19 protein-coding genes are annotated in these 25,533 nt (G+C 55.6%); 9 read left to right on the top strand and 10 right to left on the bottom strand.

All coding sequences use genetic code 11. The features are described 5' to 3' along the window. Positions 1–1,145: 1,145 nt before the first annotated feature. On the bottom strand, positions 1,146–1,439 hold the full coding sequence (locus HC757_RS15155; RefSeq protein ID WP_169565217.1) for a hypothetical protein: 294 nt from the start codon (positions 1,437–1,439) through the stop codon (positions 1,146–1,148). 678 nt (positions 1,440–2,117) lie between these two features. Then, positions 2,118–2,387: a hypothetical protein gene (locus HC757_RS15150; RefSeq protein WP_169565216.1), complete on the bottom strand. Its 270-nt coding sequence runs from the start codon at positions 2,385–2,387 to the stop codon at positions 2,118–2,120. A gap of 438 nt (positions 2,388–2,825) precedes the next feature. On the opposite strand from HC757_RS15150, the gene HC757_RS15145 reads away from it, so the two are divergent. The 3 genes from HC757_RS15145 to HC757_RS15135 all read left to right on the top strand — a co-directional run bounded on the left by HC757_RS15145 (position 2,826) and on the right by HC757_RS15135 (position 7,027). Then, on the top strand, positions 2,826–3,566 hold the full coding sequence (locus HC757_RS15145; RefSeq protein ID WP_169565215.1) for a DUF481 domain-containing protein: 741 nt from the start codon (positions 2,826–2,828) through the stop codon (positions 3,564–3,566). A gap of 284 nt (positions 3,567–3,850) precedes the next feature. Then, positions 3,851–5,263, top strand: a complete 1,413-nt coding sequence (nhaD, locus tag HC757_RS15140; RefSeq protein WP_169565228.1) for a sodium:proton antiporter NhaD — start codon at positions 3,851–3,853, stop codon at positions 5,261–5,263. Between the two features lie 357 nt (positions 5,264–5,620). Continuing rightward, on the top strand, positions 5,621–7,027 hold the full coding sequence (locus HC757_RS15135) for a hypothetical protein (protein WP_169565214.1): 1,407 nt from the start codon (positions 5,621–5,623) through the stop codon (positions 7,025–7,027). Positions 7,028–7,051: 24 nt separating this feature from the next. On the opposite strand, the gene HC757_RS15130 is transcribed toward HC757_RS15135, so the two are convergent. The 4 genes from HC757_RS15130 to HC757_RS15115 all read right to left on the bottom strand — a co-directional run bounded on the left by HC757_RS15130 (position 7,052) and on the right by HC757_RS15115 (position 10,835). Next, positions 7,052–9,295 (bottom strand): PAS domain-containing protein, encoded by a 2,244-nt coding sequence (locus HC757_RS15130; RefSeq protein WP_169565213.1) that lies wholly within the window; start codon positions 9,293–9,295, stop codon positions 7,052–7,054. A gap of 221 nt (positions 9,296–9,516) precedes the next feature. Next, positions 9,517–10,251 (bottom strand): hypothetical protein, encoded by a 735-nt coding sequence (locus HC757_RS15125; protein WP_169565212.1) that lies wholly within the window; start codon positions 10,249–10,251, stop codon positions 9,517–9,519. A 41-nt stretch (positions 10,252–10,292) separates the two neighbouring features. Continuing rightward, entirely contained in the window at positions 10,293–10,556 is a 264-nt protein-coding gene (locus tag HC757_RS15120) for a Rho-binding antiterminator (protein WP_169565211.1), read from the bottom strand. Positions 10,557–10,580: 24 nt separating this feature from the next. Next, positions 10,581–10,835 carry a DUF2024 family protein gene (locus tag HC757_RS15115; RefSeq protein ID WP_169565210.1) on the bottom strand — a complete coding sequence of 85 codons (255 nt, stop codon included), beginning with the start codon at positions 10,833–10,835 and terminating at the stop codon, positions 10,581–10,583. Between the two features lie 149 nt (positions 10,836–10,984). On the opposite strand from HC757_RS15115, the gene HC757_RS15110 reads away from it, so the two are divergent. Beyond that, the gene (locus HC757_RS15110) at positions 10,985–11,545 is read left to right on the top strand and encodes a MarR family winged helix-turn-helix transcriptional regulator (RefSeq protein WP_169565209.1); all 561 of its coding nucleotides are present in this window, start codon (positions 10,985–10,987) and stop codon (positions 11,543–11,545) included. 141 nt (positions 11,546–11,686) lie between these two features. Here HC757_RS15110 and HC757_RS15105 read toward each other — a convergent pair whose 3' ends face one another. The 4 genes from HC757_RS15105 to HC757_RS15090 all read right to left on the bottom strand — a co-directional run bounded on the left by HC757_RS15105 (position 11,687) and on the right by HC757_RS15090 (position 18,440). After that, positions 11,687–14,848, bottom strand: a complete 3,162-nt coding sequence (locus tag HC757_RS15105; RefSeq protein ID WP_169565208.1) for an efflux RND transporter permease subunit — start codon at positions 14,846–14,848, stop codon at positions 11,687–11,689. After that, positions 14,848–16,059, bottom strand: a complete 1,212-nt coding sequence (locus HC757_RS15100; RefSeq protein ID WP_169565207.1) for an efflux RND transporter periplasmic adaptor subunit — start codon at positions 16,057–16,059, stop codon at positions 14,848–14,850. The genes HC757_RS15105 and HC757_RS15100 overlap by 1 nt, the downstream gene beginning before the upstream one ends. Positions 16,060–16,312: 253 nt before the next feature. Beyond that, entirely contained in the window at positions 16,313–17,524 is a 1,212-nt protein-coding gene (gene srmB / locus HC757_RS15095) for an ATP-dependent RNA helicase SrmB (RefSeq protein WP_169565206.1), read from the bottom strand. A 151-nt stretch (positions 17,525–17,675) separates the two neighbouring features. Next, the gene (locus HC757_RS15090) at positions 17,676–18,440 is read right to left on the bottom strand and encodes a tRNA1(Val) (adenine(37)-N6)-methyltransferase (protein ID WP_169565227.1); all 765 of its coding nucleotides are present in this window, start codon (positions 18,438–18,440) and stop codon (positions 17,676–17,678) included. Between the two features lie 490 nt (positions 18,441–18,930). Here HC757_RS15090 and brnQ point away from each other — a divergent pair, with 490 nt between their 5' ends. The 5 genes from brnQ to mpl all read left to right on the top strand — a co-directional run bounded on the left by brnQ (position 18,931) and on the right by mpl (position 25,530). Then, positions 18,931–20,343, top strand: coding sequence for a branched-chain amino acid transport system II carrier protein (gene brnQ / locus HC757_RS15085; protein WP_169565205.1), 1,413 nt, complete (start codon positions 18,931–18,933; stop codon positions 20,341–20,343). A gap of 112 nt (positions 20,344–20,455) precedes the next feature. Next, on the top strand, positions 20,456–21,355 hold the full coding sequence (gene xerD / locus HC757_RS15080; RefSeq protein WP_169565204.1) for a site-specific tyrosine recombinase XerD: 900 nt from the start codon (positions 20,456–20,458) through the stop codon (positions 21,353–21,355). A 147-nt stretch (positions 21,356–21,502) separates the two neighbouring features. Further along, a complete protein-coding gene (dsbC, locus tag HC757_RS15075; RefSeq protein WP_169565203.1) occupies positions 21,503–22,231 on the top strand; it encodes a bifunctional protein-disulfide isomerase/oxidoreductase DsbC in 729 nt (242 codons plus the stop codon). A gap of 99 nt (positions 22,232–22,330) precedes the next feature. Beyond that, positions 22,331–24,070: a single-stranded-DNA-specific exonuclease RecJ gene (gene recJ, locus HC757_RS15070; protein WP_169565226.1), complete on the top strand. Its 1,740-nt coding sequence runs from the start codon at positions 22,331–22,333 to the stop codon at positions 24,068–24,070. 95 nt (positions 24,071–24,165) lie between these two features. Then, positions 24,166–25,530 (top strand): UDP-N-acetylmuramate:L-alanyl-gamma-D-glutamyl-meso-diaminopimelate ligase, encoded by a 1,365-nt coding sequence (mpl, locus tag HC757_RS15065; RefSeq protein ID WP_169565202.1) that lies wholly within the window; start codon positions 24,166–24,168, stop codon positions 25,528–25,530. The last annotated feature ends 3 nt before the right edge of the window (positions 25,531–25,533 follow it).

Below are 25,533 nucleotides of genomic sequence, written 5' to 3'. Positions count from 1 at the left end.
TTACCGGTCAGGTCTTTACCATCACGCAAAGCCTGAATAGCGGCTTCCATATCGAAAGTTGGTTTGGTCATGTGTCATCTCTTTTTGTCGTAGTTTAATGAAATGACACAGAATTATGAACACTACCAGAGAAAACAAAACTTCAAACTCCATGGGGTTTAAGTACCAAGACCACATAATCACTTCTTATCCCGAATCTGGCAGTATTATTCCATTCAAACCTATTTTATTTTTAAGATGTCGTCTTTACGGAACTGTTAGCCGATTGGATGAAAAGGGAAGGATTGCAGCTAGACGTCCAAAGTTATACTTCAGTCACATAGAGCCAATTGAAGATGAGAAGAACTACGATCTGTTTAGCGGACTTGAATAAAGCAAAAGACTTGTGACTGGTCTCGCACTTCACTTGCAGATTGCACCTGTTCCTTACCCCATCGGAGCGGCCGAGGGTGTTGGTGAAAATGGTGTGGCGAGGCATGGATGCCGAAGCAGCGCCAGTCGAATCAGGGATGAGCGTCTGGCGCGTTAGCCAATTTTCATCATAAACCCGAAGGGGCTTTCCGCTTCGTCAGGGGCGGCATGGGAGTTCCTAGAGGGGATTGCTGTAGATCCCCTCTAGGTCGGGTGTGGGGGCGACCCCCCACGACTTTCGTCGCTTGCAAAGCGACTATCTTAATAAAGATGGGACATCCAAACCTTTTTGCGTTTTTGGGCCCGTCTGACCAGGCTTTGAGTTATTCCCTTTTGCCTGCCGAGGCTTGCCATGACCACAGCCCGTCGCCAGTTGATTGACCCTCAAACTATGCCCTTCTGCCAGGTGAGTAATCACTGTGTCCGAAGGGTGCTTGTGCACTCAATCTTTGACGCATTAGCCATCTTAATCCTCTTAATCAACGACAACCTTACCTTTGATGTGTTTGCTACCCCGTGACCCATGAGTCAGGCACAACAGGCCTCGGGAGCAGATGTTAACCAGCGCACCGGAAAATACCTGTGCGGCAGGGAGATATTTCCTTGCACTATCGGGATCGTCCATATATGACACTTATAGTGTCCAATGCCTATACCTAAGCTAAAGCGATCTGAGCTACTAATTTATTCTAAAGATCGCAAGTTATTATATAATAATTAATAGTGTCTTGGCGCTAATTACTAATAACTACAAGAGGAAAAATTAATAAAGTCGCATGGATAAACCTAGGGTAATGGTATGAAAGTAAACTAGCTAAACAACAAACCATTAAAGAAAAAAAGTAACCATAACTCAAGTCTTTTTCTTTAGGCTGCAAAAAAACACTCAAAAATTCATTGGCAAAACGGCTAATTTCATCGATGAAAATGTAATTAAGTAAAGCGAGTAATAAAAAAGCTACCACCGCATAACCAATCCTCTCAAATTTAGAATACTTGAAATTCTGTTTCCCCAAAAACATACTCATACACCTTCACTAATTCAATTCTATACTAGATACAGGGCAACCGCATGAGTGCTTACTTTTTAAACTCTACGTTTGACCTGCAAGCAAAAGGACAATAAACCATCCTAGCTATGAAGATTTAACGAACTACAGAAGCTCGTTAAATAACCTAATTTTGTTTAAAAAACGTCCGCATCTCGTCCTGATACCAGATGATTTAATACAAGTGTTTACTTATAATGCATATTTTGAACATGGTTATAATGGGCATAATATAGATTGAACGCTTTCAACCCTAAAATCAAACTCATCAATGCTCTCCAACACTATAAACTCTTCATATGGAATTTCTTTCATTTCTAACGAAAGATGGGACATCCAAATCTTTTTGCACCTGTCTGACTAGGCTGTGAGGTATCCCCCTTTGCCTGTCGAGGCTTGCCACCTAAGCCCCCGACAAGCTTACCTTTGATGTGTTTGCTAGCCTTTGACCTGTGAATGACGGACTCTGTTCAGGATGTTTCATTACCGGGAAAAAGTGTTTGGGCTGTCCTTATAATCTGTTTTTAATTCTGACGATAACCCAATGGGAGTTGTGCCTGTCCTGTTCTTCTGCAAGCCGTGACAGCTTGTTTTTGTAATGTGAATCAATGCCATACCTGCCATGCATTTATGACATCAATCCAGTTAATTCTATTGTTAGCAGCGTTGCTTTGGCATGCCATCAATATCGCGATGTCCAATGAGACGGCCAAAAAATGCCGATAGTCCTATTGTGTTGCGAATACGTTCTGCCCAAACAGCACCCAAAGCAAAACCAATTCCCGCACAAACTGGCAGTGCCAGCTCACTTGTTTGACCTGTAAAATTGAATTTTAAAACTATGCCGGTAATGACACCAACTAGTGTCGGGGAAAAAACGACGGATAACCAGAGTAACAGGTGAACAAATTTTGCGATGATATTCATTAATGTTCCTTTTAAATTTTGATCCGTTAACACCTTAAGAGTGTGTATGGATAGTGTGCATACGCATTTGTACGTAGCTTCCATGCAAGCTACGTTATCACAAGTTGCTGTTAAGTAAAGTATTGATTCCGATTCAAGTACTAGGGGAAACAGTGGCGACTGCAACAACTATTGCTTGAAAGCGGTTGCCAAACCGAAACACCAGATATGGCATGGTTGCAGTTGCAGCCTTCTGAAATTGGGAAGTTTGAGTCGACTCCTCTGGGGCTCACTGTGATCGGGAGCCGGGATATCACTGGTGTCACAGTGCGAAAGCCCAGGGCAGTTGATACGCCAATTGGTTATTTTTGCCGCATATTTTCATTTTTTCGCTTCGGATGTTAAGATTGCCGCCGATTTTTTGGGATCTGATTGGACGTAAACAGGACGGAATAACTAATGAAGAAACTGCTAATTGCGGCAGCCATCTCCATGGCGCTGCCTTTTGCCGCGCATGCAGGGGCCGATTTTATTGCCGGGGACAAGACCTTTGCCGGTGAAGCCGAGCTGGGTGCGACCCTGACGACGGGAAACACCGAGACTTCCTCTGTGAAGGGCCGCTTGAACCTGAAGCATGAGCTGGGTAACTGGGAAAACCAGTACCTGCTGGAAGGCCTCTACAAGGAAGACACCAACGAAGTCACCGCCAAGCGTTACTTCTTGGGCGCCCAGGGCAACTATAAATTGAGCGATGTAAACTACCTGTTTGCCAACGTCAACTATGAAGTCGATCCTTTCACAGGTTATGACTACAAGCTCACGGGTGCCACAGGTTACGGTCACAGGTTCTTCGAGACGGCCACAAGTTTCCTCGATGGCGAAATCGGTCCGGGTGTCATCTATCAGAACCTGGACAGCGAGCAGGCCGAAACCTTGGGTTATGACAGTGAAACCAGCATCGTCGCCCACGGCGTGGTGAGCTACGAGACTGAAATCAGCGACAACGCCAAGTTCCAACAGAGGTTCGTCGCCGACTATGGCGATAAGCTGGATGCCCGTTCGGAAACCGCCTTGACGGCCAACCTGATAGGCGCGCTGGCGATGAAGTTTGCCGTGATAGTGCGCTACAACAGCGAGCCGCTGGACGACAAGAAGAGCACGGACACTGAGACCAACATGACCCTGCTGTATTCATTCTGAGTCTGAACCCGGTTCTCGACAGGCGCCTGATGGCGCCTTTTTTATGTCCTTAATGGCATGGATGCCAACGCCGCCTCTGTCTCTATGTCGCGACTCTGGTCGGGTGTTAGGCCGAGAGTTAGGCCGAGAGTTAAGCTAAGATAAGTTGAGATTTATCAATATAGTTGTCGCCATTGCTGTGGTAATTTCAGGGTAGCCGCCTATGGAGATAAAAGACTATGCACTTATCACGCCTGCCTGAGCTCAAGCCTGTTGCCTGTCTTCCTGGACTGAGCCTGGTCACCATGGGGCTCTTCTCGGCGCCGGCCTTTGCCGGCAACGCCGCGACAGCATTACAGCCTCTGGTGCTCACCGCAAACTGGGCAGGTTATTTGGCGGTAGGGGTCTTTGTGCTGGCCTACCTGCTGGTGATGGGAGAGGAATTGCTGCATCTGCGCAAGTCCAAGCCCGTACTGGTGGCGGCCGGTATCATTTGGGGCGTGATAGGTTATGCCTACACGCAGCAGGGCATGCCAGAGCTGGCGGAAATGGCGTTCAAGCATAATCTGCTCGAATACGCCGAACTCTTGCTCTTCTTGTTGGTGGCCATGACCTATATCAATGCCATGGAAGAGCGCCAGCTATTCGATGCATTGCGCGCTTGGATGGCCGGCTTGGGCTTCAGTTTACGGGCCGTGTTCTGGTTAACCGGCGGCATGGCCTTCTTCATCTCGCCGGTGGCCGATAACCTCACCACGGCCCTGTTGATGGGCGCCGTGGTGATGAAGGTCGGGGGCAAGGAGCGTCAATTCATTACCCTGGCCTGTATCAACATAGTGGTGGCGGCCAACGCCGGCGGCGCCTTCAGCCCCTTCGGCGATATTACCACCCTGATGGTATGGCAGAAGGAGATGGTGAGTTTCGGCCAATTTTTCGACTTGTTCATTCCCTCCTTGGTCAATTTCCTGGTACCCGCCTCGATCATGAGCTGTTTCATTGGTGTCAAGGTGCCCAAGGCGGCGACGGAAGCCGTGGTCACCAAGCGCGGCGCCAAGCGGGTGGTCTTGTTGTTCATCCTCACCATAGGCATAGCCGTCTGCGGCCATTCCCTGCTGGGGATGCCGCCTGTGCTGGGGATGATGGCAGGCTTGGGGCTGTTGCAGTTTTTTGGGTTTTATCTGCGTAAAACCTTTGCCCTGGACGTTGCCAGGGCACGTGAGTGCGCCGAGCGGGAAAATAATGGCAAGTCCCGGGGGCAACTGGGCAATGTGGCCCCCTTCGATGTGTTCGGCCGCATCGCCAGAGCCGAGTGGGATACCCTGCTCTTCTTCTATGGCGTGGTGCTCTGCGTCGGCGGCCTGGGCTTCATGGGGTATCTCAGCCTGCTTTCCGCAGCCATGTACAGCCATTGGGACGTGACCTATGCCAATGTCGCCATCGGCCTCTTGTCGTCGATTGTCGATAACATTCCCGTGATGTTTGCCGTGCTGACCATGGAACCGGATATGGTACTGGGACAGTGGTTATTGGTTACCCTGACTGCCGGGGTGGGCGGCAGCCTGCTGTCTATCGGCAGTGCGGCCGGGGTGGCATTGATGGGGCAGGCGCGGGACAGCTACACCTTCATCTCCCACCTCAAGTGGACCCCGGTGATCGCCTTGGGTTATGTCGCCAGCATCCTGGTGCATCTCTGGTTGAATGCGGCCACATTTCATTGAGGCGCGATGTCGGTCGCCTGTGTTATTCAGGTACACATGTATCCAGGTACTCATACATCCGGGTGCTCATAAGTTATTGGGGGGCAGCTGCGCTGTGGGTTTAAGCCGGGCATGGCACCGACTGCCCGGCTAGCGTAAGATGGTTAGCCAAGAGCCGCAGCCAAGACTATGATCATACAGTGAACTTTCTGTTTTAACTCATGCCTGTCTGAGTACTGGGGTTCCAGCCCGAGCTCATGGCGCGCCAGCTCCAGCCTGGCGCAGTGGCGTCTGCCGGCGCGAACAAGTGTCTGCCGACAGGGGCCGGGTTCGGCTATTCGCGGCTATCTTTATTTATTCAGTGTGTGAAAGGTCATAGTGTCTAAGATCAATATCAAGCAGGAAGAAGCACTCTCAATCAAGTTCAGCCATCTCATGGGCATTGGGGAGCAGCGGCGGCTGGATCTCTATTTCTTCTTACCCAAGGAAATGGGCATAGGGGTCAATACGCTCAATGAAGAGGAGTATTACCACAGTGCCATTGTCGGGCGCCGCTCGTATTTTTCCGATGGCCTGCATCTGCCCCTGGTGCAGAGCCGTTTTGCCAGCTTGAATCGGCGCACGGTCGAAGAGTTCCGCTTGTACCTCAACCTGTTTGCCTATCAGTTCGCGGTCGCAGTCGAAACCGACGGCAAGGCGCTGGAGCAGCTGACGGAGACGGCGAGCTTCTATCAGGCGCTGGATGAGTTGCGGGAGCAGGTGAGTGTGTTGTTGCGCAAGTTTCGCCGCAACGAGCCGGGGGATCCCAAGTGGAAATCCTATTTCGAGAATGCCGACAATTACCTCTCCTGGTTCTGTGAACAGCGCTTGCTCAAGCTGTTGGCGCACGCCCCCAGGAGCAGTGAATTTGCCGAGATAAGCGATGCCGTGCTGCAGCTATGCCGCGCCGAGCATAACTACAGGGAAGAGGAGCGGCGTTATAACTCGGTGCAAACCAAGCAAGATCCCAACAGGATCTCCAACAAGATGCTGCTGCTCAGACGCCTTATTCAGCAAGGGGTGGTGTTGAAAGAGGAGTTGAAGCCGCTGGGTGTCGGGTTGAAGAAATTCACGACCGGCCTGGCGACCGGCTTGGTGATGTTGGTGGTGTCTGCGTTGATCATCAAGGCCCAGGGGGTATTCAGCGGCCTAACCATAGCCCTGGTGCTGTCGCTGGCGGTGATCTACGGCTTCAGGGAGATCTTCAAGGACGATGTCCGTAACGCCCTATGGCGCTTCATCCAGCGTGGCCGGCCGCGCTGGAGCCGGATCCTGAGGGACACCAACAGCCAGGCGGTGATCGCCAGGCAGTTGGTGTGGCTCGAATTCATGCGTCCCCAGAAAATACCCAAGGCGGTGGCCGAGATACTCAAACAGAGACATAGCCAGAATAAGCTGGATGTCGAGATCCTGCATTATGGCATCTCGACCAAGGTGACCCAGAACGAATTCCAGGCCGGTTATTCCTCCATGCAAGAGCAGGTCAGCTTCAGCCTGGTGCCCTTTGCCCGCTATCTGGAGCGGGGTAAGGCGAAGATTTACAAGGAAGTCGAGGGCAGGATAAGCAATGAGTCGGTGGAGCGCAGGTACCAGATCAACCTGATAGTGATGCTGCGCGAAGCCAAGGGGGAGCCGCAATTCGCCCGTTACAAGATCACCATGAACCGGTCGGCGATCGTGGATATCAGCGAGAGCGACCTGCCGGGCCATATCAGCGCCATAGATGGGAGCGGCGACGCCAAGTGATCTCCCCAGGGCCTGGGGCCCGGGTTAGGCCTGGGGTTTTTGCCTGGTAAAGGCCTGACAGATATTCTGATTGCCCGTCTGCTTGGCGCGCTTGAGTGCCACCTCGGCATTGCTCAGATAGGCCTCCAGACTCTGCTCCGGCTGATAGCCGGCGATGCCTATGCAGATCCCTTCGCCTAACCCATTCTCATTGAGGGTGTCGAGTATCTCGCTGGCGAATTTATGGGCCTGGGTCGCATCCGTGTCGGGCAAGATCAGGACCAGCTTGCCCAGTTGATAATGGGACATCTGATAGCTGCTGGGCAGCTCCAGCAACAGGCGCATTTCGACTTCCTGCTGGCGGGTTTCGAGTTGGCCTATGTCGCTCATATGGCTCAACATGCCCTCTGGGTTGATGTCGACCAGCAGCAGGCTGGATTGATTGCGGCTCTGGGGCGGCAGCGACCGGAAGTAGCGCTCCAGATCCTCCAGGTTGAGGAAGATGGTGCTGCGGTGGGGGATAAGCTCGCCGGCCTCTTTTATCCTGTTGCGCTGGGTCGCCTGTTCCAGGGTGCAGACTATGTACTGCACCTCACCGTCACTGTCCATATGGCCCTGGAGGGTGGCCTGCAGACAGGCCGAGTGTCTGTGGTTGGCGGAACAGAGGATCTGCCCCTGCCATTTACCCTGCATAGTGATCTGCTGGGTGATCCTTGGCCATTGATTGCTGAGATCATTATCCAGCAGGGTCGCCAGGTTGTGATCCAACTCACCGTTGAGCTGCATTTGGGTATCGAAGACGTCATTGGTCATGATCAGCTTGCCGCTGGCGTCCGTGAGTGCCGCGGCGACCGCATTGTTGCATAGCAACCGGCTCAGGAAGGCTTCCTTCTGGCAGCTGCTCAGCTCGCTGATATCTTCCAGGGTGATCAACAGATGGGGCGCACGCTTGTTGGAATTGGGGGCCGGCCGGATCACCGTCCTGAGGATGGCGCCGCCAATGGCCTCGAGGTTGATTTGGCCACGCCATTCCCCCGTGCTGTAGACCTGTTCCAGCAACATGGCATAGGTGGCATCGTCCAGATGCAGGGTGCGCTGTATGCTCCTGTCCGTCAGTTCGTCCAATGGCAGCAGGGTGGCGCTGGCGGCCTTGGCATTGGCGCTTATCACCCTGGCATTGTCATTGACTATCAGGTAGCCGATGTCGCTGCTGAACAGCTTGTTGGCCAGGGCAATGCTGTACTGGCGTGATCTTTGTTCCAGGCGATACATATGGGTCAGCAGTATGGCGGCCGCGGCCAACAAGGTCAGGGCTACCGAGGCCATGAGGAGCAGATTCTGCCACTGGGCGAAGCGGGTGGCTATGTCGCTGTTGCGTATGTAAGAGAGTAAAAAATACTCCCGTTTGGTTTCATACTGGGTGGTGAGCTCGACCTTCAGATACACGAAGGTGGCATCCTCGCCATGGAACTGGCCGAAGTTGCTCATCGACATGTTGCGCCACAGGCTGGGGTAACTCTGTTTCAGGCTGGCGCCCAAGGTTTCCGGCAGGCGTGGCATGGGATCCAGTTGCTCTGCGCCGGCATAGAGGACTCCCTGGGTGTCGAGCATGATCATCGGGGACTTGTTGCTCGAGAAGGCGGGTTTGATCGCCTCCAGCATTTGCAGCATGGAAATGTAGGTCACCAGATAGCCCTTGATGCTCTGATCCGGGTTTTCCAGCCAGGCCAGCTGGTACATATAGGGTTCGAGCAGGCCGGCTATGGGGGTGAACTCCAGGGGCGAGGTATAGATCTCATTGCCGCCCATGTTGCGGGCACCGCCGAGCAGCGAAGGCGGCAGGGATTCTGTGCTGAAGATGGGGCCGGTGGAAAAACGGTAATTGCCTTGGGGATCGAACAGGGCAATGCCCAATAACTCAGGGATATTCTGCACCAGGGGTTCCCAGGTGCCGAGCAGCTTGTTCTGGTTCGCTTCATCCCCTTGCTGCAGATATTGCTGCAGGGCTTCACTCTTGGCAAACATCTGGGTACGAAACTGCTGGAAGGCCACCTTGTCGGCGATCAGGGTGCCGACGGTCTGCAGCTCGCTGTATCTTTGGGTCGCCCACTCTTCCTGTAGCCGGCGTTCACCCAAGGTGATTGCCAGGTTGGTGAGTATGATCATGGCGATGATCAGCATGGACAGCTGGCTGGCAACGGCCAACAGGCGTTGATGCGACCAGTGGATCCCTTGGGCGGCGATGAGCAGAGGTTTTAACGAATGTAGGTCTGAGTTTCTGTTCAACATGTAAGGGATAGGGCTGCAGTTCTAAGGAGGCGCCATGATAGCACGAAGATATGTGGCGGCACAGGGTGTTACAAATTGCTAACCTGGAAAGCTTATGTGGCTTAATTTTTGCCGCATTGATCCGAGCAAGAGTGAAACCGGGCCAGCCTGGTTTCACCCTTTGTCGTTACCCGGGAATGTCAGCGGGTGAGTGTAGCCAGGCTTAAACCCGGCACCAGACCTTAGGGGTTGGACCAACGTCCGGGCAGAGACAGGTCACCGGAAGCGATATCATAGACATTCACTACACACAGGAGTGGATTATGCAGGTTGGCATTGATTTTCAAGGCTGCGGTCACGCCGTCGTAGTTGAAATCCGTCGGGAAACCCACTTCTTTCAAGGGAACCCTGATGGCGACCGTGTTCTGCTTGAGGCTGAAATCATAGCCGGGTGAATCTATGTATATGGGGGCGCCAGGCCAGGTCTTGGGGACCTTGGGGGTTTCGCCTGCGGGAATATCCCTGACTTTTAGCCCTTTGGGGCCACAGGCCTCATCCGGGGTCAATACCACCCAATGGGCGTGCCAGTCATCCCCGTCATTGGTCAGATTGCCGTCGTTATTCTCATCATATAAGGGGGTGTCATCGAAGTCCGGATGGGCCGTCAGCGCCAGGGCGACTATGCCTTTCTTACCCTCGAAGCCTATGACTTCCGAGTCCAGAGCCGTAGGCCAGACGTAACTGAAGACATCGGCGGTGGCGAACTTCTTGCCATTGCTCTTGGGTTTATCGGCCCCGGCCATGCCTGTTACTATCTGTTCAAATACCAGATGGGTGCCGTCTTTGAATACCCGGGTATGCACCAGATCGAAAGCGGCCTGGGTATCAGATTTCTCGGCGTGAATACCGCCGGGACCGTGGGCCATGGCCTGTGAACTGCCTAAAGCTATGAGCATACTCAGCATAAGTTTTTTCATGGTTAACCTCGTTATTGGTGATAGGTTGGGGTGATGGATGTTTACTGCCGCGGCTGCAGCCAGAGTGTTGTCAGTGGCGCACTTGAGTCCAATACTTCAATATGTTCAATTAGTTGCAGTGGTACCTCGAGCAGGTCCCCGGCCGCATGCAATTGTAAATATTCTTCACCAGCGCCGGTGCGGGTGTTAAAGGCCGTGCCGCATATCTGGCTGCCGTCCATCCGCTGGACCCGAATCGGGTAGCGTCTCATACAGATGATCTCGACATGATCATGCAGATCGCAGGCAATAATGGCTGGGGTCATATTGGCGTCTCAGTGTGGCGTGAATTAACAGCCTTGCAGTTTGAGAATGAAATGCTCATCGGCATCGATGGCGGCCATCACCTCTGGGGTGGCGATTTCGTTATGGCAAAAATTGCAGCTCTGTTGCTGTATATCGGCGGCGTCTATGCCCTGTTGCTGTAAGAAGCGCTGAGCGTAGAAATTGGCCTGGGCTGCATTTTTCGGCTCCATCAGTACATCAAAATGCAAGTAGTGGCCGGCCTGGGTTTTTACATGTGTGTCAAATACCTGAACTTTCATTCCAGTCTCCTTGGATGGCATTGTCATTTAGCTTAATTCAGCTTGGTTTCGATTCGATACCATTTATTTGGTGTTCGAGATAATAGTTTCGTATCGACACTATGTCAATGTATACTGCAAGAAATAGAGGTAACTTTGATGAGCTGGGAATGACGCCGACTTTTTTTGATTACGTGGAACGGCTCAACAGCCTGTTACGCAGTTGGCAAAGAGATGATGTCCAAGTGTCTACCGTGCCGGCGGTGCAGCTGAGTGCGCTGCGCTATCTGAGCATCTGCAATCATTACTCGGATACGGTAACCGGGGTGACAGAATACCTGGGGCTGACCAAGGGCACAGTGTCTCAGTCTCTCAAGGCGTTGGAAGAGCGGCAATGGCTGGTTAAACGCTTGGATCCTAAGGATAAGCGCATAGTGCATTTAAGGCCCACACAGACAGGCCTGGCGCTGATACAGCGGCTGGCCACACTGCAGGTGCTGGAGAATGCCTTGGCGCAGTTAGGCGCCGAAGCCGAGCAACAATTGACCGCCTTGTTGCATGAGCTGCTGACCCAGATACAGCAACAGGAGAGCCGCAAGAGCTTCGGCATCTGCAGCAGTTGCCGTTTTCATCAGCACAGGGATGGCCAGCCTTTCTGTGGCTTGACCCGGGAACTCTTGCCGGGTGATGCCATCGAGTTGATTTGCCGGGAGCACCAAGCTCCGGCTTAGGCCGGACTTGGGTGCAGATGGGCGGCCGGCTGCAGTGGGTTACTTGATAAGTGCGTTTGAACCCGGCGATCCCTGCAGGGCAGCAACGAAAAGGGCTTAAGCCGACAGCTTAAGCCCTTTCTGATCTCGCCTCTGTCGAGATTAACGCTCCGTTTGGGGCGGGGTCGGCTCCTCGAGAGCTGCCTCCGCCCTGGGTTGCCACCACCAGGTGAAGAAGCGACGGCTGAAGCGCTTGATATCGTCGAGAACTATATACAGCAGGGGCACCAGGATCAGGGTCACCACGGTCGAGAAGAGGATACCGAAGGCCAAGGAGGTGGCCATGGGGATGACTATCTGCGCCTGCAGGCTGCGTTCCAATATGATGGGCACCAGGCCGACGAAGGTGGTCAGTGAGGTCAGGATGATCGCCCGGAAGCGGTAGCAACCCGAATCTATCGCCGCCGCCTTGATCGACAAGCCTTGCGCCCTGGCCCGGTTGACGAAGTCCACCAAGATCAGCGAGTCATTCACCACCACTCCCGCCAGCGCCACTATGCCGCATAGGCTGAGTATGCTCATGGACAGTCCCAGCAGTAAGTGGCCGAACAGCGCGCCTATCATGCCGAAGGGGATGACGGACATGATGATCAAGGGCTGACTGTAGGATTTCAGCGGGATCGCCATCAGCGCATAGATGGTGAACATGGCGAAGAAGAAGCCTTGCATCAGGCCCACCAAGGCATTTTGCTCATCCTGGCTGTTGCCATCCAGGGTGGTGGAAATTTTGGGATATTTCTGCATCAGCATAGGCAGAAAATCTTTTTGAATTTCGGCCACTATCTTCGACGGTTCGACCTTGTTCTTGTTGGCGCTGGCACTGATGCTGATCGCCCTGCGACCATCTACCCGGGTGATAGAGGAGTAAGATTCACCCATCTCTATCTCGGCCACGCTGGAGAAAGGCACGGCCACCCCGGCAGGGGTGCGGATCTGCATGTTTTCCAGATAACCTACAGTGCGGCGCTGCTCCAGTGGATAGCGCACCATCACCTTGACTTCTTCCTTGTTCCGCAGGATGCGCTGGGCCTCATAACCATAGAAGCCGTAGCGGACCTGACGGGCGAGATCCGACAGGGTCAAGCCCAGGGCCTCGGCCTCGGGGCGGATCTTGAGGCGGATCTCATGGCTGCCGGAGGAGAAGTTGTCGGCGATGTCATACACCCCTTCATAGCTGGCGAGCTTTTGCTTGAGTTCCTTGGTGGCCAGGGACAATTGCTCCAGATCGCTCGACGTCAGTCTGAAGGAGATGTCGCCGCCTGTGTCGTTGGTACTGGCATTGATATTCAACTTCTTGACTGCGACCAGCTCTGGCAGCTGTTCACGCCAGGCGGCCGAGATAGTCACCCCGTCCACGTCCCTGTCTTCGCCCTTGGTCAGTTCGGCAAAGATGAAGGCACCTGTGCGTGAACTCATGTCGATGAAGCTGCTCTTTACCACAGGATAGCCATGGTCTTTTTCCATCTTGTCGTTCATGGCATACAGGGCATCTTCTATGCTCTGTACCGCTTTGAGGGTGTTCTGCTCCGAACTGCCTTCATCCATTTCCAGTCTGACCTGGATAAAGTCCGAGGGGATATCGGGGAAGAAGACCCAACGCACCTTGCCGCTGGCCACCAGTGCTATGGAGAGGATCAATACCCCAATGAAGCCTGCGATGACATTGTATCTATGCTGGATGCAACGCTCGAGGAAGTGCCGGTACTTGTTGTGAATGAAATACTGGAATTGCTCGTTAAATTTGGCCTTGTTGCGGCCGAAGAACCCCTTGGGACCCGAGGACTTTCTGAGCTTCATATGGGCCAGATGCGCCGGCAGGATCAGCTTGGACTCTACCAGGGAAAAGGCCAGGCAGAGGATGACGATAAGGCCGATGGATTTCCAGATGATGCCCATGGGACCCGGTACCATCAACATGGGTATGAAGGCGGCTATGGTCGTCAACACCCCGAAGGTGGCGGGCATGGCAACTTTCTTGGCGCCGCGGATCACATTGTCTATCGAGTGCCCATGGTGTTCGACCTCGCTGTAGGCACTCTCGCCTATGACGATGGCGTCGTCGACCACTATCCCCAACACCAGGATGAAGGCGAACAGGGTGAGCATGTTGATGGACATGGAGAAAGGTTCGATCGGCATCAGGAGCATGGTGCCCAGGAAGCAGACGGGAAGGCCCATCATGACCCAGAAGGCCAGCTTGAGATCCAGGAATAAGGCCAAGATCAGGAAGACCAGCAGGGCGCCATAGAACATGTTGGATAACATCATGTTCAAACGGCCCTTGAGGTAATGGGTCAGATCGCCCCAGGTATCCAGCTTGGCACCTGTGGGCAGGCTATCCTGGCGTTTGGCCACATAGTCTTTGACCTGTTCTGAGATGTCCAGCGCGTTTTGATCGTCGACGCTGAGGATCTCTATGATGGCGGCGGGTTGACCGTTGAAGCGGGTGTATCCCAGGCGCTCCTCGAAACCATCCTTGATGTTCGCCACTTGGGGCAGCATGATGCGGCCGCCATCGCGGCGGGTGCTGACGACTATGTTGGCAAAATCGTCACCCGTATAGGCCTGTCCCTTGGTGCGCAGCAGTATGTCGCCGTCCTGGGAGCGGATGGAGCCGCCGGGCAGATCGAGCGAGGAGTTCCGCACCGCCAGCGCCACCTGCTCGAAGCTGATCCCATACTCTCTGAGCTTATCTTCCGAGACTTCTATGCCTATCTCATAATCACGCACCCCTGCGACCTGGGCCTTGGTGACCGCGGGCAAGGCGGCGATCTCGTCGCGCACCGTCTTGGCCAGCTCCTTCATGTCATGTGGGCTCTGGTCGCCGTACACGGACACCCAGATCACATTGTTTTCCGGTTTAATCTGATAGATGTTGGGTTTTTCTATGTTAACCGGGAAGGTAGAGATGGCATCGATTCTGAGCTTGGCCTCGTCCAGCACCTGCTGCACGTCATGGCCGTCTTCCACCTCTATGGTGACCGACCCCACGCCTTCGCTGGCAACCGAGGTGACCTTCTTGATGCCGTCTATGTCCTGAATGGCCTCTTCTATCTTGATGTTGATCCCTTCTTCAATCTCCTGAGGGGCGGCGCCCGGATAGGCGACCGAGATATTCAAATAGTTGAGTTCGAAGGTAGGAAAAATTTCCTTGTTGATCCGTGCGGCACTGAAGAGGCCACCGACGATCAGTATCACCATCAGCAGGTTGGCTGCCACGCTGTTGCGGGTAAACCAGGAGATCAATCCTTTCTGGGTATCCATTATTTATCACCTGCTGCCATCAGTGTCGGCGCCGCCGGCTCGTCGAGCGGATCCTGGTCTGAAGTCTTGTCTTCACCCACCACCTTAACCAGTTGGCCGTCAGCCATGTTGTTGAGGTTGGTCAGGGAAACCCGCTCGCCATCGGCCAGGCTGCCCTTGATATAGGCCAGCTCCAGATCTGTATGCACCACGTTGACATGACGCATCTCTATGATGTTCTTGTCGCTGACCACGGCGACATGCTCATTGCGCACTATGTGGCGCGGCAGTGCGACTATGGCCTCCAGGCTGCGGCCCTCTATCTCGGCGCTGACGAAACTGCCGAATTTCAACGGCAACTGCCCAGGGGCCTTGGCGCTGCGCAGGTAGGGGTCCTGGACTTCGGCGACCAGATAAACCATGCGGTTGTCCGCATCTATCACCCCTTCGCTGCGCACGACCCGGCCTTCCCAGCTGACGTTTTCGCCCGCAAGAGAGGCGCTCAGGGTCACTTGGGTGTTGGGGTTATCCACGGACTCCAGATAGGCGAGCTCGTCATTGGCCAGTGGCAGACGGATCTCGGCTATGCTGGTGCCGTATAATTCACCCAGATTGGTGCCCAGGGTCACGTATTGCCCCAGGTCTATGTTGCGCGCCTTGATGATGCCATCGAAAGGCGCCCGAATGACGGTGCGATCCAGGTTGCGCTGGGCCCTGGCCAGTGCGGCTTCGGCGTATTTGACGTTGGCCTGCTCTTTTTTCAGCTGGGGTATGCGCAGCCCCAGCTCCGGCGGCAGGCCCTTGTCGTAGCCCTTAAACTCAATCTTGGCGACTTCACCGCGGGCCTTCTCTTCGTTCAGCGCCGCCTGTGCCTGTGCCAGGCTTGCCTGGGCTTGGATCAGATCGGCTTGATAATCAGAGGGTTCTATCTGCGCCAGTTGTTCGCCTTTATGGACTATGCCACCGGCGACGAAGGTATCGGCGATGCTCAACATGCGTCCCTGAACTTCGGTGACCAGTTGGGTCTTGTATTTGGGATTGACCACACCGTAGGAAGACAGGCTCAGCGACATATTCCTTTGCTGCACGCTGGTCACATCGATAATAGGCACTGGGGCCGCATCGGGTTTCTGCTCCGGGGCTTCCTTGGTGCTCATCAGGATCGCAGCCAGGGCCAGAAACACTATTACTATCAGGAAAGGAGAGGCTCTCCGCAGGATCGTTTTCATCATTTTTCGCTATACATCCATGCAAGTCACTTAGGCCGCCTAAATTACCAGAGACGGGCCGGTCGATAAACGTCTTTTTGTAAATAAAATGTATCCAAAAATAATATTTCGAGGCTTAGGGAGAGGAAAGGCGAATTTCAGCCGGCATTTGTGCTATTTATCCTGTCTCCCGGGCAAAACATAAAACTAACCCAATAAATATCAAAGAGATAAAAAAAGCCGCTGTTGCGGCTTTTTTAAACACATTTAAATTGGGCTATTTCTTCTTGGCTTTCTTGGCCGCCGCCTTGGCATTGGGCTTTTTCTTGCCTGGTACCTTGGCTTCTTTATTCCTGGGACGCAGCTCTTCGATGACACGGCGTTTCAGGGGTTGTTCCATGTAGCGCTCTATCTTGCCCACGATGCGCATATCATGGGCCTCGGCCAGGGAGATGGCCGTGCCCTTGGCGCCGGCACGGCCGGTACGGCCTATGCGGTGAATATAGGTATCGGCCGATCTTGGCATGTCGAAGTTGATCACATGGGTGATGTCGTCGACATCTATGCCGCGGGCCGCGACATCGGTCGCCAACAAGACTTTGACCTCACCCTTGGTGAAGCGTCCCAGGGCCTGGAAGCGTTTCTTCTGTTCCATGTCGCCGCGCATGAAGGCGCAGGGGATCCCTGCCTTGAGCAACAGGCCTTCGAGGCTGCTGACCTGCTCGCGGGTCTTGACGAACACTATGGCGCGCTTGACTTCTTCCTGATTGAGCAGATGGCATAACAGCTGGAATTTGTGGTTCTTGTCATCGGCCAGGTGGATCCACTGGTGGATCTTGGCCTTCTCGCTGCGGGGTGAGTCCACATCTATGATGGCGGGATCCTTCAGCAGGTCGCGGGCAAAACGTTGCACACCGCCGCCTTCCAGGGTGGCCGAGAACAACATATTCTGCTTACGGCCCTGGGCCTCGATGGCGATGGTGTTCACCACGGAAGAGAACCCCATGTCCAGCATGCGGTCGGCTTCATCTATCACCAGGATGTCGACTTCGGTGGCATCGAATTTGTCTTTGTCCAGGTATTCCAGCAAACGGCCAGGGGTCGCCACCAGAATATCCACATTGCCCGCCAGGGTCTCTTCCTGTGGACCATAGGGGACGCCGCCCGTGACTATGCCTATGTCCAGATCTAAGTCGGTTGCCAGATGGCAGGCATACCTGTGAATTTGGCTGGCCAGTTCACGGGTCGGCGTGAGCACCAATACCCTTGCCTGTCCCGGGAAACGCCGAGGGAAATCGATCAGATGTTGCAAGGCCGGCAGCAGGAAGCTGGCCGTCTTGCCTGTGCCTGTCGGGGCGCGCGCCAGGATATCCCTTTGCTCCATGGCCAGAGGAATGGTTTGTTGCTGGATCTTGGTGGGGGTGTGGTGCCCCATGGCCTTGAGTGACTCTAATAAGCTAGGGTCAAGCTGGAAATCTTCAAATAGCATGCGCGGCGTCTCGACGGATAATAGCGCAGCATTATAAAGCTTATGGCGGCTAACTTAAATAACTTATCTGCTTATGGCGCCATTAGCCGAGCCTGGGCCGCAGGGCCTGGCGCGGGGAGGCCTGCCCTGTGACTGCCGAGTGCCGGCGACATCAGAGTTTCAGGTAAAAGTCCCGTGTCAGCGCCGCCATGGCCGGGGAATAGTGGCCATGGCGGTCGCGCACCGTCAGCACAGGGTGAGTCATGCAGGCATTCATGCTCGCCTGGGGCGTCTGAGCCTTCTGTAACAGCAATAAACCGCGCTGCGGCGCCTTGGTTTCGACACTGGCTACCGGCTGCAACTCGCGCAGAACCAGGCCAGTCTGGGCCAGCAATGGCATTAGCCGCGGCAGGCCGGCCAGGGGCAAGATCAGGCTGACCGAGCCGGACGGATGCAACAACCGGGTGATGGCGCTCAGCAGGGCGGCGAAACTCAGCCGCTCCGTATGCCGGGCGTTGGCTCTGGCCGGATTGCCCGAGAGCAGGCCCGACTCGAAGTAGGGCGGATTGCAGATGATGTGCTCGAATAACGCCGGCTCTTGTCCCCTGGGTGACCCGGGATGGCGCTCGCTATAGTCCTGGATGCTGGTGTGATGCAGACTCAGTCTGTCGGGCCATGGGCTGTTGGCGAAATTATGACGGCAGGCAAGGGCGGCGGCCTCATCCAATTCGACCGCTACTATTTGTGCCTGAGGCCGTGCCTGCTCGTGGGTGCGCTGGGCGGCCATCAGGCTCAACAGGCCGCTGCCGGCCCCTATATCCAGGATATGCCTGGCCCGGGTGAGCGGCGCCCAGGCGCCCAACAGCACGCCATCCGTGCTGACCGGCATGCCGCAACCGGCGTCGTCGATGTGAAATTGTTTGAAGCTGAAGCCCATCTGAGTGCATTCGGGGTTATTGATGGGGCGATTGTAACTCATTTTTGGCGCCAGTCTGCCGAACATGGGCCTGGATGGGGCTGTTTCTGGTCCGATCTGCCGGGGGCGGCGGGGCTTGCCGCGGGGTCACCTGGTTGCAGTTTTGCACTTAAAGCGCGAACTTTAATGGGGTTGTAGCGACAAGGTTGAAAAAATGCGTCTAAATGCAGGCTGTTTCCCTATTCCAGGCCGTGCCGGCTTGCCTTGGCTGGCTATCTCTGATATTAGTTCTGCCCGAGTTAGGGCCTGTTTAAGCCAAAAAGGCCCTCAAAGTAGGATTTCTAACACTGACCGCGTTTTTACCCCGCTTGTTTGGCGATAAATTTGTCATCACTAGCTTAAATTAACTGCGTTTAGCTGTAATTGTTATTTTACAGTCGAAAATCGATAGCCTGGAACTGTAGCTAATCCCGGCGGAATCACTTAGTTTGTAGAAACAAAAAGACAACAAATGGGGCAGAGAGTGCAAAACAAGCAGATGAGTATTACAGACACCCTGGGCTTAGGCTTCATGACCTTCGCCTTTTTTCTGGGGGCTGGTAACCTGATTTTCCCACCGTTCGCCGGTATGCTTGCCGGTGAGAATATGCCGCTGGCCATGTTGGGTTTCCTGGTCACTGCCGTGGGCTTGCCCCTCACAGGCCTGATTGCCGTCGCCAAGGCCAATGGCAAAGTCATGGTCATGCTGCCGGCCTTCGCCGCAACTGCCTTGGCCATCGCCATCTACATCATCATAGGCCCGGCCTTCGCCGCCCCAAGGACAGGCCTGGTGGCCTATGAGATAGGTGCCCGGCCTTTCATAGAAAATACCGAGGCGATCATCATGCTGGGCTCGGTCGAGCTTAAGTTGACGCAATTACTTTATACTCTGGGCTTCTTTACCCTGACCATGCTGTTGGCCATGTTTCCGGGGAAATTGCTCGATAACGTCGGCAAGGTATTGACGCCTATCCTTATTACACTGTTGGTTGCCTTGGCGATATCCGTGATCTTCCTGCCGGGATCAGAGGTTGGCCAGGCGGTCGGCGATTACCGCAACAGCCCGCTGACCAAGGGGATACTCGAAGGTTATAACACCATGGACACCCTGGCGTCTCTGATGTTTGGCATGTTGATCATCGACATAGTGCGCAAGAAGGGGATCACCGAGCCTGCCTTGCAGACCAAGTACCTGGTGCGTGCCGCGTTCATCGCCGCCGCCGGTCTGGCATTCGTGTATGTATCGCTCTTCTTCCTCGGCGCGACCGCCGGCGATATCGCCCAGGGTGCCGAGAATGGTGGCCAGATACTGACCAATTATGTGACCCATGAATTTGGCGCCTTAGGCACTGTGATGTTGTCGACTGTGGTCACCCTGGCCTGTCTGACCACGGCTGTCGGCCTGGTGACAGCCTGTTCCGAGTTCTTCGACGAGTTATTGCCGGTGATGAGCTACAAGTCATGGGTGTTCTTGCTGAGTGCCATCTGTGCCACCGTGGCCAACATAGGCCTGAGCCAGCTAATCAGCATCAGCATACCCGTGCTCCTGACCATATATCCGGTTGCCATCGCCTTGGTGGTGCTGACATTCCTGACCTCCTCTTTCAAGCGCCCCGAGTTCTCTCACCGTTTGGTGTTGAGCGTGGCGTTATTCTTCGGCATTCTCGATGGCCTGCATGCCGCCGGCTTGACCCGTGAGGTATTGCAGACGCTGGAACCCAGCAACGGTCTGTTGGCCTTCCTGGTCGATGTGCTGCTCTACATAGAACGTCTGACGGCCGAGTTGCCACTGCATGCCGAAGGCATGGCCTGGTTATTGCCTACGGTACTGACCATGTTGGCCTGTCTGTTCATCCGCCCGCGAGCGAGTGCCATCACGGTGTGAATTGACGCGAGTCGGTGAGATAAACTAAGGATACGGGATGTAAGCCACAGGCTTGCGTCCTGTATTTGTTTTATGCCCGAGTTCTTCTGCTCGGGAAAGTCATGAGGTAGCAGTGAGCGTTTATTGTGCCGATCCCTGGATAGATGTGTTCGTCGATGACCTCTGGTCGGTTAAAGGCTTGAGTGACAATACCCTGGCCGCCTACCGCACGGATCTGCGTCATTTCGACCGCTTTCAGCAACAGCGGGGTTATCGGCTGGTTGAGGTCGGCCAGGAGCAGCTGCGGAGCTATTTGGCGCACAGGGTAGAGCAAGGGGCGGCCCGCAGCAGCAGTGCCAGATTGCTCAGCAGCCTGCGGCGCTTCTATGGTTTCTTATTGCTGCGCCATGAGATAAGCCTGGATCCCACCGCCCGGCTCGAATCCCCCAAGTTGGCCCGCAAGCTGCCGGGTTCGCTCAGCGAGGCCCAGATAGATAGCCTGCTGGCCGAACCGGACGGCGGGGACCCGCTGGAGTGCCGCGACAAGGCCATGCTGGAACTCCTCTATGCCACCGGCCTGAGGGTAACAGAATTGGTCAGCCTCACCATGGAGCAACTCAGTCTGCGTCAGGGACTGGTGCGTATCGTCGGCAAGGGCGGCAAGGAGCGCCTGGTCCCCATGGGGGAGATGGCGGTAGCCGAGATCGAGGGCTATTTTAAATTTGCCCGTGCCGAGCTGCTCGGCCATAAGCAGAGCGACGTGGTGTTTCCCTCGCTCCGGGGACAGATGATGACCAGACAGACCTTCTGGCATCGCATCAAGCTCTATGCCCTGCGGGCCGGCATAGACACCCAATTGTCGCCTCATACCCTCAGGCATGCGTTCGCCACCCATTTGCTCAATCATGGCGCCGATTTGCGGGTGGTGCAGCTGCTCTTGGGCCACAGCGATCTTTCGACCACCCAGATCTATACCCATGTTGCCCGGGCGCGCTTGCAGGAATTGCATAGCGAACATCATCCCAGGGGCTAATGACGGCCGGCTTAAATGCAGCATGGGGAAGGATTTAGTTACAGCATAAATTTGCTTTCCCGGCCTTCAGGCTGTAAGTTTTTCAGCTAAGAGAGGGTCTGGTATGCATAGGCAAAGTGTTAGACCCATAAACACATAGGATATCCAATGAAGTTGACCCGAACATTATCTCTGCTCTGCGCCCTCTTGCTGACACCTTTGGCCGGTGCGGCCGGCAATACCCTGTCCCAGGACACGGATGCCATCAAGCAGAAGCTGAGCGAACAGCTTAATCTCCAAGTCTTGTCCATGAAGGACTCCCCCATCACAGGTTTGTATGAAGCCCTGACCAACAGAGGGGTGCTCTACATCAGCAAGGATGGCTCTAAGCTGTTTCATGGTAATTTATACGACATAGATCAGGGGATGAAGAACCTGACAGAGCTGGCATCGGCCGGGCCACGCCTGGAAATGCTCAAGCCATTCGAAGACAATATGCTGGTCTACAAGGCCGCCGATGAAAAGCATGTAGTGACAGTGTTTACCGATACCAGCTGTGGCTATTGTCGTAAGTTGCATAAACAAATGGCCGACTATAATAAGCTCGGCATTACAGTGCGTTACATTGCATTCCCCCGTGCCGGCGTGCCTTCAGCCAACGCCGATGAGATGCAGGCCGTCTGGTGTGCCAAAGATCCGAAACTGGCCATGACACAGGCCAAGGCGGGTGAGAAGCTCCAGTCGAACAAGTGCGACGCGCGCATCGACGAGCAATATAAGCTGGGGGTCACCTTCGGCATCAATGGCACTCCGGCCATCATACTCGAAGACGGCAGCATGCTCGCCGGCTATCTGCCTCCCAAGGCCTTGTTCGAGGCGCTGGAAGCCAACAAATAAGCAGCATTCAGTTCCGGGAAGGTGAGCCATGGCTCACCTTTTTTGTTATGCTTTTGCGCCGTTACCGCCGCCATCTTCAGCCAGAGGGACCCAGCCACAGTGATTCACGAGATAGTTCGCCGCCCCCAGATGGACGATAGCCATCTGCCGTCAGATATTCCCCCCTTGCTCAAACAACTGTTCGCCCGCCGCGGTGTCGCTGCCGAGGATTGCCAGCTGACCCTGACGCGCTTGCTCAGGCCAGAGACCATGAAGGGCCTGGCCGAGGCCGCGGTGATCTTGGCCGATGCCATCGCCGCCGAGAAAGCCATTCTCATCGTCGGCGACTTCGATGCCGACGGCGCCACCTCCACCAGTGTCTGCATGCTGGCGCTGGCCATGATGGGCGCGACCAGGGTGGATTATCTGATCCCCAACCGCTTCGATTATGGCTATGGCCTCAGTCCCGAGATAGTCGCGGTCGCCAAGGAGAAGGGCGCCGAGCTGTTGATCACAGTGGATAATGGTATCTCCTCCCTGGAAGGCGTGGCCGCCGCCAAGGCCTTCGGCATGCAGGTGGTGATAACGGATCACCATCTGCCGGGCGCAGAGTTGCCGGGCGCCGACGCCATAGTGAACCCTAACCAACCCGGCTGTCAGTTTGCCAGCAAGTCCATCGCCGGTGTCGGGGTCGCTTTCTACCTCATGTCCGGCCTGCGGGCCGAACTCAGGCGGCGTGACTGGTATCGCCTCAAGGGCCTGGCCGAGCCCAACTTGGGACAATTGCTGGACATAGTCGCCCTGGGGACTGTCGCCGATGTGGTGTCGCTCGATGCCAACAACCGTATCCTGGTCGAAGCCGGTCTGCAGCGGGTGCGTGCCGGACGCTGCCGTGTTGGGATCACCGCCCTGCTGGACGTCGCCAAACGCAGCCCTGAGCGCATGGTGGCCGCCGATTTCGGCTTCGCCGTCGGCCCCAGGCTCAATGCCGCCGGGCGCCTGGATGAGATGGCGCTCGGGGTTGAGACACTCTTGTGTGAAGATATCATGCTGGCTAGGCGCATGGCGGCCGAGCTCGACGGCCTCAACGCCGAGCGCCGCGAGCTGGAAACCGGCATGCAACAGGAGGCGCTCAAGCGCCTGGAGAGCCTCAATCTGGGGAGCAAGGGCCTGGACGAGGCCGAGTTGCCTTGGGCCATAGCCCTATTCCAGAGTGACTGGCATCAGGGGGTGATAGGCATACTGGCGTCACGCATCAAGGACAGGTACCACAGGCCGGTGATCGCCTTCGCCGATGCCGGCAACGGCGAGATCAAGGGCTCGGCGCGCTCCATCAAGGGCTTGCATATGCGCGACCTGTTGGAGCTGATCAACGGCCGTCATCCGGGGCTGATCCTCAAGTTCGGCGGCCATGCCATGGCGGCGGGACTGTCGCTCAAGCAGGCGCGCTTCGACGAGTTCGCCGCCGCCTTCGACAAGGCGACCCATGAGCTGTTGCAGCCGGAGCAGCTCACGGGGCAGCTGTTGTCGGACGGCGAGCTCCCCGCGGAGCTCTTGACCCTGGAAACCGCGGAGCTGCTGCGCGGCGCCGGGCCCTGGGGCCAGGCGTTCGAAGAGCCCTTGTTTGACGGCTATTTCACCCTGGTGCAGCAGCGCCTGGTGGGCGAGCGCCATCTGAAGCTGGTGCTGGAAACCGAGTGTGGCAGCCTGATGCTCGATGGCATCGCCTTCAACGTCGATCTTAACCTCTGGCCGGATGCGACTGTGCGCAAGGTGCGCCTCGCCTATAAGCTGGATGTGAATGAGTTTCGCGGCAACCGCAGCCTGCAACTGATGGTGGAGCAGTTGCAGGCCATGTGAGTCGCCGGGCCACGGTTGCCAGGCCGGTGGCCGAGCTTGTGATAATCGCCGGCGAAGGTACAATAGCCGGGGTTTTCAGACATAGAGTGAGCAGCATGCACGTACATATTTTAGGGATCTGCGGCACTTTCATGGGTGGGCTGGCGCTGCTGGCCAGGGCCATGGGCCATAGGGTCACGGGCAGCGATGCCAACGTCTATCCGCCCATGAGCACCCAGCTGGAGCAGCAGGGAATAGAATTGATCCAGGGCTTCGATCCCGCCCAGCTCGACTCAGAGCCGGATCTTGTGGTCATAGGCAATGCCATGAGCCGGGGCAATCCCTGTGTCGAAGCCGTGCTGAACAAGGGGATGAAATACACCTCAGGGCCCCAGTTCCTCGCCGAGCACATACTGCCAGGCCGCTGGGTGCTGGCGGTGTCGGGTACCCACGGCAAGACCTCGACCTCGAGCATGCTGGCCTGGGTGTTGGAAACTTGCGGTTATGAGCCAGGTTTTCTCATCGGCGGGGTGCCGCAAAACTTCGGCGTCTCGGCGCGCCTGGGCAACTCGCCCTTCTTCGTGGTCGAGGCCGACGAGTATGACAGCGCCTTCTTCGATAAACGCTCCAAGTTTGTCCATTACCAGCCGCGTACCTTGGTGATCAATAACCTGGAATTCGATCACGCCGATATCTTCGCCGACTTGGCCGCCATCCAGCGGCAGTTCAACCATGTGATCCGGACAGTCCCGGGTGAGGGCAAGGTGATCTGGCCCGCCGACGCCCAGACCGTCAGGGAGGTGCTCGACATGGGGTGCTGGAGCGAGCAGGAGTGCTTCCATCTGCAGGCCGGCGATCTGGGTTGGCATGCCTGTGCCTTGGCCGAGGATGGCCACAGCTTCGAGGTCTTCTTCGATGGCGAGTCCCAGGGTGTGCTCACCTGGGAGCTTATCGGCCAACACAACATAGAGAATGCCATCATGGCCATCGCCGCCGCCCGCCATGTCGGGGTCAGGCCGGCTGCGGCTATCGAGGCTCTGGGCGGTTTTGCGCCGCCAAAGCGCCGGCTCGAGTTGCTGGGCAACATCCGCGGGGTGAGCGTCTATGACGACTTCGCCCATCATCCCACTGCCATCGCCAGCACCCTCATGGGAATGCGTGCCAAGGTGGGCCGGAGCAAGATCACTTTGGTGCTGGAGCCGCGCTCCAACACCATGAAGAGCGGGGTCCATAAGGATACCCTGGCCTATGCCATGCACCAGGCCGATGAGGCCTATCTGTATCAGGCGGACGACATAGGCTGGCAGCTCGCGCCTGCCATGGCGACGGCACCTCTGCCGGTGACAGTGTTGGATGATATAGAGGCGATAGTCGCGCGGGTCGCCGCCAATGCCGCGGCGGGCGATCATATCATCATAATGAGCAACGGCGGTTTCGGTGGCCTGCACCAGAAACTCCTGTCTGCCCTGAAGGCGGGTTGAGGA

Source organism: Shewanella salipaludis (assembly GCF_012911865.1).
GTDB classification, from domain to species: domain Bacteria; phylum Pseudomonadota; class Gammaproteobacteria; order Enterobacterales; family Shewanellaceae; genus Shewanella; species Shewanella salipaludis.
This window is presented reverse-complemented; position numbering and strand designations above follow the sequence as displayed.